This is a genomic window from Sphingomonas bacterium (genome assembly GCF_903642285.1).
In the GTDB taxonomy this organism is placed as follows: domain Bacteria; phylum Pseudomonadota; class Alphaproteobacteria; order Sphingomonadales; family Sphingomonadaceae; genus Sphingomonas.
The window spans coordinates 1-7,634 of sequence record NZ_CAHJWJ010000045.1 but is presented as its reverse complement, the minus strand read 5'-3'; the positions used below and the strand labels follow the sequence as shown (position 1 = coordinate 7,634).

General features: G+C 67.3%; 6 protein-coding genes, 1 tRNA gene and 3 pseudogenes. 4 read left to right on the top strand and 6 right to left on the bottom strand.

The window, feature by feature from the left end; all coding sequences use genetic code 11:
* Window positions 1-366, bottom strand: a pseudogene (locus HUU99_RS15065) (folate-binding protein); the annotation flags it as partial.
* Window positions 367-417: 51 nt separating this feature from the next.
* On the opposite strand from HUU99_RS15065, the gene pyrC reads away from it, so the two are divergent.
* On the top strand, window positions 418-1,452 hold the full coding sequence (gene pyrC, locus HUU99_RS15060; protein ID WP_174287392.1) for a dihydroorotase: 1,035 nt from the start codon (window positions 418-420) through the stop codon (window positions 1,450-1,452).
* Between the two features lie 202 nt (window positions 1,453-1,654).
* Here pyrC and HUU99_RS15055 read toward each other — a convergent pair whose 3' ends face one another.
* Complete coding sequence (locus HUU99_RS15055) at window positions 1,655-2,491, bottom strand: DUF1134 domain-containing protein (RefSeq protein WP_174287391.1); 837 nt, start codon at window positions 2,489-2,491, stop codon at window positions 1,655-1,657.
* Between the two features lie 174 nt (window positions 2,492-2,665).
* On the opposite strand from HUU99_RS15055, the gene HUU99_RS15050 reads away from it, so the two are divergent.
* Window positions 2,666-2,755 (top strand) — tRNA-Ser (locus HUU99_RS15050).
* A 328-nt stretch (window positions 2,756-3,083) separates the two neighbouring features.
* Window positions 3,084-3,809: a tyrosine-type recombinase/integrase gene (locus tag HUU99_RS15855; RefSeq protein ID WP_368039967.1), complete on the top strand. Its 726-nt coding sequence runs from the start codon at window positions 3,084-3,086 to the stop codon at window positions 3,807-3,809.
* A gap of 17 nt (window positions 3,810-3,826) precedes the next feature.
* On the opposite strand, the pseudogene HUU99_RS15045 reads toward HUU99_RS15855, so the two are convergent.
* The 4 genes and pseudogenes from HUU99_RS15045 to HUU99_RS15035 all read right to left on the bottom strand — a co-directional run.
* Window positions 3,827-4,260: pseudogene (locus HUU99_RS15045) on the bottom strand (phytanoyl-CoA dioxygenase family protein); the annotation flags it as partial.
* 121 nt (window positions 4,261-4,381) lie between these two features.
* A complete protein-coding gene (locus HUU99_RS15850) occupies window positions 4,382-4,651 on the bottom strand; it encodes a hypothetical protein (protein ID WP_368039968.1) in 270 nt (89 codons plus the stop codon).
* 74 nt (window positions 4,652-4,725) lie between these two features.
* Window positions 4,726-4,959 (bottom strand): annotated as a pseudogene (locus HUU99_RS15845) (acyl-homoserine-lactone synthase); the annotation flags it as partial.
* A gap of 130 nt (window positions 4,960-5,089) precedes the next feature.
* Window positions 5,090-5,677: a helix-turn-helix transcriptional regulator gene (locus tag HUU99_RS15035; RefSeq protein ID WP_254603263.1), complete on the bottom strand. Its 588-nt coding sequence runs from the start codon at window positions 5,675-5,677 to the stop codon at window positions 5,090-5,092.
* Between the two features lie 374 nt (window positions 5,678-6,051).
* On the opposite strand from HUU99_RS15035, the gene HUU99_RS15895 reads away from it, so the two are divergent.
* A complete protein-coding gene (locus HUU99_RS15895; RefSeq protein WP_438827183.1) occupies window positions 6,052-6,735 on the top strand; it encodes a transcriptional regulator domain-containing protein in 684 nt (227 codons plus the stop codon).
* Window positions 6,736-7,634: the final 899 nt, after the last annotated feature.

The following is a 7,634-nucleotide window of genomic DNA, read 5'->3' as shown; positions in this document are numbered from 1 at the left end:
CCCGAGCGCCGCCAGCCGCGGATCGGGCATGCCCTCCCCGCCGTCCGCCGCCCAATGCACCGCCCGCGCATCCGGTCCGATGGCGATCGCGCGGCGCAGGCGGTACATCGACAGCCGCTTCGCCAGCGCCTCGGCCTGGTTCGCCTCGCAATCGACCAGCACCGCGCCCCCGCCACTACTAATGCCATCGTCCCACAGCATAAAGTCGAACAACACCTTGCCCTGCGGCGTCAGCAGCGCGGTCCAGATCGGCGCATCGGGCGCGAGCATGGCGGTATCGTTCGTCACCAGCCCCTGGAGGAACCCGCGCACATCCTCACCCGACAGCCGGAGCAAGGCGCGATCGGTAAGCGTGGTCGCATCCATCCGCGACACCTAAGCCTTCGCAGCGCGATTCCAAGCCGCTAGGGTGACGCGATGACCGACCGCCTGACCATCCGCCGGCCCGACGACTGGCACGTCCACCTGCGCGACGGCGCGATGCTGAACGCGGTCGCGCGCCATACCGCGCGCCGGTTCGGACGCGCCATCGTCATGCCGAACCTGACCCCGCCGGTGACGACGATTGCCGCCGCCACGGCCTATCGCGCGCGGATCATGACCGCAGTCGGCGGGAATAGCGGCTTCACCCCGCTGATGACCTGTTACTTGACCGACGACAGCGACCCGGCCGAGATCGCGCGCGGCCATGCGGAGGGCGTGTTCACCGCGTGCAAGCTCTACCCTGCGCACGCGACCACCAATTCCGCCCATGGCGTGACCGATATCGACGCGCTGACCGGCGTGCTGGAGACGCTGCAACGGATCGGCATGCCGCTGCTCATCCACGGCGAGGTCACCGACCGGTCGATCGACATCTTCGACCGCGAGGCAGTGTTCGTCGAGCGCACGCTGGCCCCGCTGACGCGCGATTACCCTGCGCTCAAGATCGTGCTGGAGCATATCACCACCGCCGAGGCCGCCGCCTTCGTCGCCGAGGCGGCCCACCCGATCGCCGCGACGATCACGCCGCAGCATCTGCTGCTTAACCGCAACGCGCTGTTCGACGGCGGGCTTCGTCCGCACGCCTATTGCCTCCCCGTCGTGAAGCGCGAGGCGCACCGGCTGGCGGTCCGCCGCGCGGCCACATCGGGGAGCGAGCGCTTCTTCCTCGGCACCGACAGCGCGCCGCACGTCGTCGGCGCGAAGGAGTCCGGGTGCGGCTGCGCGGGCATCTTCAACGCGCCGTTCGCGCTGGAGACCTATCTGCGTGCGTTCGACGAGGACGACGCGCTCGATCGGTTCGAGGGTTTCGCGAGCGAGCATGGCGCGCGTTTCTATGGGCTGCCGCTGAACGAAGGCACGGTGACGCTGGTGCGGGATGCCGTCGTAGTCCCAGGGGTGATCGGTGAGGGGGGGACGGAGGTGGTGCCGTTCCTGGCGGGCGAGACACTGGGGTGGCGGGTGGAATAGATCATTCCGTCATGCCGGGCTTGTCCCGGCATCCAGAGCCGCGCGGCGATGTCGTTTGTGGCTTTGGACCCGGCACGAGCCCGGGATGACGGGGACTGCCAACACTGCGCCACGGGCAAAGCCCGCGTCGTCGACCGCCGCTCGTGCGGCGTCGGCCGGGCTTGCGCGTGTCAGGCCGGCGCAGCCGCCTGCCGCGCTGCGCCTAGAACGGCATCCACCGCGTCTTGTGCGTGATCTTCATATATCCGAGGTTCACCCCAGCCCGATACCCGACCCCCAGACGGATCGGGATCAGCACGACATGCCCGCGCCGCAGATACGTCGCCGCGAACCCGCCGACGAAATACAGCCGCCCCTCGACCTGCGGGAACCGGTGGTACAGGTCCGCGGTGTCGTAGAGGTTGTAGACCAGGACGAAGACCTTGTCCGCATCCCCGCCCGCGTCGAAGCCGATCGACGGGCCGGTCCAGAACACGGGCATCTGCCCCTCGACCTTGTGCGACATGATCCCCGAGCCGTAGCGCAATCCGACGATGAACGCGCCCGCCGCCTCGTGACCCGCGATATAGGCGTTGGGCCGGCCCTGCGACCGGAGGATCTTCTCGATGATCCCCGCGAACCCCGCCGCGCCCTTGCCGAACACACCCTCGCCCGCCGACAACAGGTCGTCGCGCTGATAGGTATCCGCGGCATTGGTCGTCTGTTCCGCGCGGGTCTGCTGCACGTCGTTGGTACGCTGTGCCGGGGTTTCGCGGGCGTCCGATTGGCGGTCGACCGCGGTGGCGGCCGGGCCGGGATCGCCCGACGCGCGGTCATAAGCACTGCTCGCGGCGGGCGATGCGTAAGCGGGCGCGGCTTGGCGCGCGCGTGCGGTCGCCGCGGTCTTGGCCTGCGCCGTCGCCTGGTCCTGCGCCGCGACGGGCATATCGCTCCCGATCGCCTGGTCCGGATCGATCGTCCGCACTTGCGCCATCACCGCCCCGCCCCCGGGCACCAGGAGCAGCACCGCGATCGCCAGCCCCGACAAAGCCTTACCCATGCCACACACCCCCGGCCGGAACGGCCGGCGCAACGTTAACCAAGTTCCGCCTTGCCGTGCAATGAACGCGCGCCGGCCCGAGTCGAATATGCGCCGGACCGCAATCACATCCGCGACGCCGCGCGCGGTTGATTCCCCCCCGACCCCCCGCTACAGCGACCGCCTGCCGCAGCCGGAGACGTGGGTGAGTGGCTGAAACCAACGCTTTGCTAAAGCGTCATACGGGAAACCGTATCGAGGGTTCGAATCCCTCCGTCTCCGCCACCGGACGTTCCGCAGGGGTCCGCAGAGGACCACCGGCATCGACTTTTTCCTTCTGAAAACCGAGGTTTAGCCGACCGGCTCGGCCTCGGCCGTCCGTACTCGTCCATGCCCTTCCGATGATTCGGAAGCGCGAAAGCGAGGTACGACCGGTCGAAAAACGAGGTATCTCAGGAGACCGGAAAAATGCTTACCGATGCAAAGGTCCGCACAGCCAAGCCGCGGCCCAAACCTTACAAGATTGCCGATGCCACAGGCTGTTCCTGCTCGTCGCGCCCGGCGGCGGCAAGCTCTGGCGCTGGAATTACAATTACGACGGCAAGAACAGGCGATGGCGTTCGGCGCTTACCCGCTGGTGTCGCTCGCCGATGCGCGGTCCAGGCGCGACGAAGCCTACACCGTCCTGTGCGAAGGACATGATCCTTCCATCGCGAAGAACCTCGAGATCGAGGCCAACCTCGAAGCCGGGCGGCAGACCTTCGAACGCATCGCCCGCGAGTGGCATGAGAACGCGACGCCGCAATGGGCAAAGGTGCACGGCAGCGATGTGATCCGCAGTCTCGAACGCGACGTCTTCCCGAGCATCGGTACGCTGCCGATCGCACAGCTGACCCCGCCGATCGTCCTTGGCGTCCTGCGCGAGATCGAGGCACGCGGATCGATCGAGACGGCCAGGCGCATCAGGCAGCGGATTTCCGCGACGTTCGTCTACGCGATCGCCCAGGGAATCGCGCAGCACGACCCCGCCGAGAAGCTGGGGGCCGTGCTCAAGCCGCTCCGCCGGGGGAGGCAACCCGCGATCACGGAACTCATGCCGCTTCGCAAGATGATCCTGACTGCCGAGGAGGACCCGGCGCGGCCCGTCACCCGGCTCGCGCTGCGTCTGCTTGCGCTGACCGCCGTGCGGCCGAGCGAGCTTCGCGGCGCGCGCTGGGACGAGCTCGAAGACCTCAACGGCAAGGAGCCACTATGGCGCATAGGGCTTGAGCCAGCCGAGCGCATAGCCGACCACAGGCCACGGCGGACCGTCGGCGATCGGTTCGCGCCCGCACCATGAAGTGTGGAACCAAGGAAGATCAGCGCCGACCCCGGTAACATTACGGCAGGTTCTGGATCGGTGTCGCGCTCGATCGCAGCGCTTCGGCCCCGTGCGTGCGCGGCCAGACCATCGTTGCGCCATTGTCGGCGGTGAATTCGGTCAGCGGCCAGATCACATTGATGAGATATTCGGTTTCGCCCTTCGCGCCTGCCCACATGTCCTGGTCGCGGTGCGGCAGTTGCGCTGGGGCGCCGGGATGGACCGCAATCGCCTGGGTCACGTTGAGCTGGATCGTGTCGCACCAGGGTGACAGGATGTTCGCGACGACACCCATGATTGTATCCTGCTGAACCAGTTTGGCGGTCACGCCCGAGCGCGACAGCAGGCGACCGAACCGCTTCGTCGTCTCGCCGTAGAACCCGCCCTCGCAGAACGGCGTGCGGTCAAACGTATCGGCGAGATCGGCATCGAGCGCGGCGATCGTCGCCGCAGGAAGGGCGTCCGGGATGATGCACCAGCCTTCGCGGCGCAGCTCGCCGGTCCAATGGTCGATGTCGTTTGTGAGGGTCGTCATGATCCAATTCCTTGGTTCAGGCGGCAGCCAGCCGCTCATTGGCAAGAATCGCGTGGTGCCCGCGGATGCCGGCGGCAGCGAGCAGCGCCGGCGTGTCGGGCGTGATGGAGATTTGCAGAGCCGCGAGCGTCTGACCGTCGATGACGTGCGGGAGGCCGAGCGGCTCGCACCGCCAGCCAAACGACAGGATCTGCTGGAACCAGCCGAATTCGGCGATCGCTGTGTAACTTTCGATACCGTGGTCGAGGGCGTGACCGGCGAGCGCCGCCACCAGCGCATCGCGCACCGCGCACCGCGCACCGCGCGACGATTCTGCGCGCGCAGACGCCGATCGAGGCAGAAGCGCGTCACTTCGAAGATCGCCTCTCCGCGTGGCGGCGCGTCCTCGCACAGCACATCGTAGAGGCTGTCGAGAATGTGCGGCCGGGTCGTCGGCAACAGTCGCGCCGACCCAAGATGACCCTCGTCGCGATCGGCGAGGATCAGGTAGCGGGCATATTCGTTATCGAACTGGTCGATCTCGTAGCGGCCGTCGAGGACGGGAACGTCCCACTTGAGCAGGTCGACGAACACCGACTTGCGCGCAGCGAACATCGCTCGGAAGATGCAGTCCGGTACGAAAGCGGCGTCGCTCTGGACGACATGTAGCATGGTTCACTCCTTGGCTTGACGGCCAAGGGTCGGCTCGGAGGCGGGTCGGGCGCTATACCAGAAAAGAGGTATATCAGCGCCGGAAGATATCGGTGAACGTTAGCGTCCGGTCGAACAGGGCCCGGATCGCCAGCAATGTACGCTTGTTCACCCCGTAACGCTCGCACCCGTCTCTGATATGGCGCGCGACAGTCTCTTCGCTCAATCCGAGGATGCAGCTCGTATCCCAGTCGCTCTTGCCACGAGCCGCCCACAGCGCGCAGTCGCGCTGGCGGTCGGTCAGCGTCGGCGCGGGCGCGCGTTCGAAGGCGCGCACCGACCAGAGCCGTCTCGCCGCCCCGAAGGCGAATACGCCGGCCAGTTGCGCCAGCGGCAGCATCTTATTGGCCATCGGTCGACTGGCTTCGTTGGCGAACGAGCAGGATCCGTAGGCTTCGCCCGGAACGTTGGCGGGAACGGTGTATCCATCCCCGACGCCCTGGTGGCTGCCGAGCAGCAGCACGCGACGGTCGCGCGCAGTGAGCGGGATCATCTGCGGAATGTCCGACCAGCGAAAGCCGATACTGGTAACGTGGCTGGCACGATGGACAGCGTTCGAGACACCGAGCGCGTTCTCGTCATAATAGTCGGCCCAGCGATCGGGGTAATTGTGAACCCGGATCGCCTTACCGTTGGCCCGCGCGATATCGACGTATGCGACAGCGCGAAAAATTGAAATCCCATGTCGCTACCGATGTCGCCGAGCGCCTCGGCCAGGTCGTCCGGCGTCGCCGCGATAGCGACGCGCGCAACGAATTCATTCGCCCTCGAACCCATGCCATAGGGCACCCACCCGACCGCAGGCGGCGTCTCAAGTCGCCGCGTTCCCCGCAATCGCCCTCATTCTTGGTCAGCCCCCGGCTTCTCACACCGCTGGCAAACCGCCCCCGGAATTCCGTAGCTTAACAGAAGCTTACGAGTGCTCTGTCTGCCACGCGAATCCGGCAAGTCCAATATATTACAAAGAGATTACAGACCTCGTTCCGACCGATACGGATGTATTTGGTCGGCCGACAGTCGAGGCTTATCGCCATGACCCGCGATCGCTCGGCGCCGCCCGGTCGCGACTGGCGCAATGGCGGCGATTATACACGCCTGCGCGGCATCGATCGCGCCAGCCTGATGTGGGAATGGCTGCGGCGCGATTCCGGTTATATTGCCTGGCATGCCCGCGCGAGCAGCCTCACGCGCGGCGCCACCAGCAGCGGACACCAGCCGAGCGACGATCCCGCGCAATGGGGGATTCACTTTCGCCGAGCGCCCGGAGCTCGAAGCCCCGGAAGCCCGGATCGTCTGGCATGCCGATCTGGACCCGGGCACGTTGAACGTCGTCGCAATACCCACCGATTCGTCGGATCCCGATGGGGTCGATCCGGCCGTGCTGGCACCCTGGCTGACGACGGTGGCCGATGGCGACGGTATGGAGCATGCCGTACTGTCCGACGGCTGGCATCACATTCGCCTCGATCTCGATGCGGGCTCGTTGGCTGGCGACGCGCCGGTCGTCTTCAGCTACCGTATCCGTGGCATCGCCAGCGCCATGGGCAAGATCCTGCTGCTGCGCCGCCCTATCGACCTCTGCCGGTATCGCCGGTTTGCCACTTCCCTCTTTCCCCAAGACCGCCGTGTCGAACGTTGGTTACAGGTGCTGCGCGTTGCTGCCGGACGGCTTCGCGTTGAGCGAGTGGCGGGTTCTGGCAAAAGCTGCTGCTCAAAGGCTGACCTGCGAACGGCGCATCCTGGTCGTCACCGGCCGATAGAGTGTAGCTCGCCCGAAGGGCAGTTATGCCACTGCCATGTCCACAAGCTGCCTGACCCCTTTCCAGCATTTATAACAACCGCCCCGCGCACTGGTCGCGCGCGGTCGCTCTATGGCTCGGCGGGCCTCGCCACCGAGCCCCGCAGGTGCGGGTCTCGGCCTTCGGTGACGATCGTCTGGCGGCGGGCCGGCGTTGCCGACCCGTGAGATAGAGCCGGGCTGTTGACGCACGCTGCCGGGCTGCTGCGCAGCCGTCAGGGTGCGGTGCCTGATCGCGGCCCCGCGGGCGCTCCGGCTTGGCAGGCGGGGCGGTGCGCCCGGTTTCGCGGCCGGACGACGATTGCCGTCTTGGCCGCGAAGCCCGACCCTGCACCTTCTGCCCGCCCGCGCCGCCGGGGCACCTGTTCGTTCGTTGGCGGCTCCGCCGCTAGCGAAGCGGTCGTGCGCTGGCGCGCAGCGGCGTGATTGTGGCCTCTCCCGGAGGCGCGGGAATGGGCGGCGCTCCCTGCTAGGCCCGCCCGCGGCCCCCGGCAAGCCGGGCTGAGCCCGGCTCCTCCACTCACGTTGCGGCCCTGCGGGTGCCGGGGCCGCTCAAGCGGGCCTCTCCAGTCGCATCTTGCCGCCCACCCCCGCTTTCCGGGGAGGCCATGTGGGTTTCGGGTGGCGATTGAGGAAGCCGTGTCCGTCCCGACCAGCCGTCCCGCCCGTGGCAAGCGGCGCGCCCGCGTGGCGAACGCGCACGGAAGGCCCTCATCACCGGCGCATCGTCGGGCATCGGCGCGGTCTATGCGGATCGGCTCGCGCGGCGCGGCCACGACCT

Excerpts from the sequence above, each read along its gene's own strand:
- pyrC (WP_174287392.1), top strand. The coding sequence starts at position 418 with ATGACCGACCGCCTGACCATCCGCCGGCCCGACGACTGGCACGTCCAC.
- HUU99_RS15055 (WP_174287391.1), bottom strand. The coding sequence starts at position 2,491 with ATGGGTAAGGCTTTGTCGGGGCTGGCGATCGCGGTGCTGCTCCTGGTG.
- HUU99_RS15855 (WP_368039967.1), top strand. The coding sequence starts at position 3,084 with ATGGCGTTCGGCGCTTACCCGCTGGTGTCGCTCGCCGATGCGCGGTCC.
- HUU99_RS15895 (WP_438827183.1), top strand. The coding sequence starts at position 6,052 with ATGTATTTGGTCGGCCGACAGTCGAGGCTTATCGCCATGACCCGCGAT.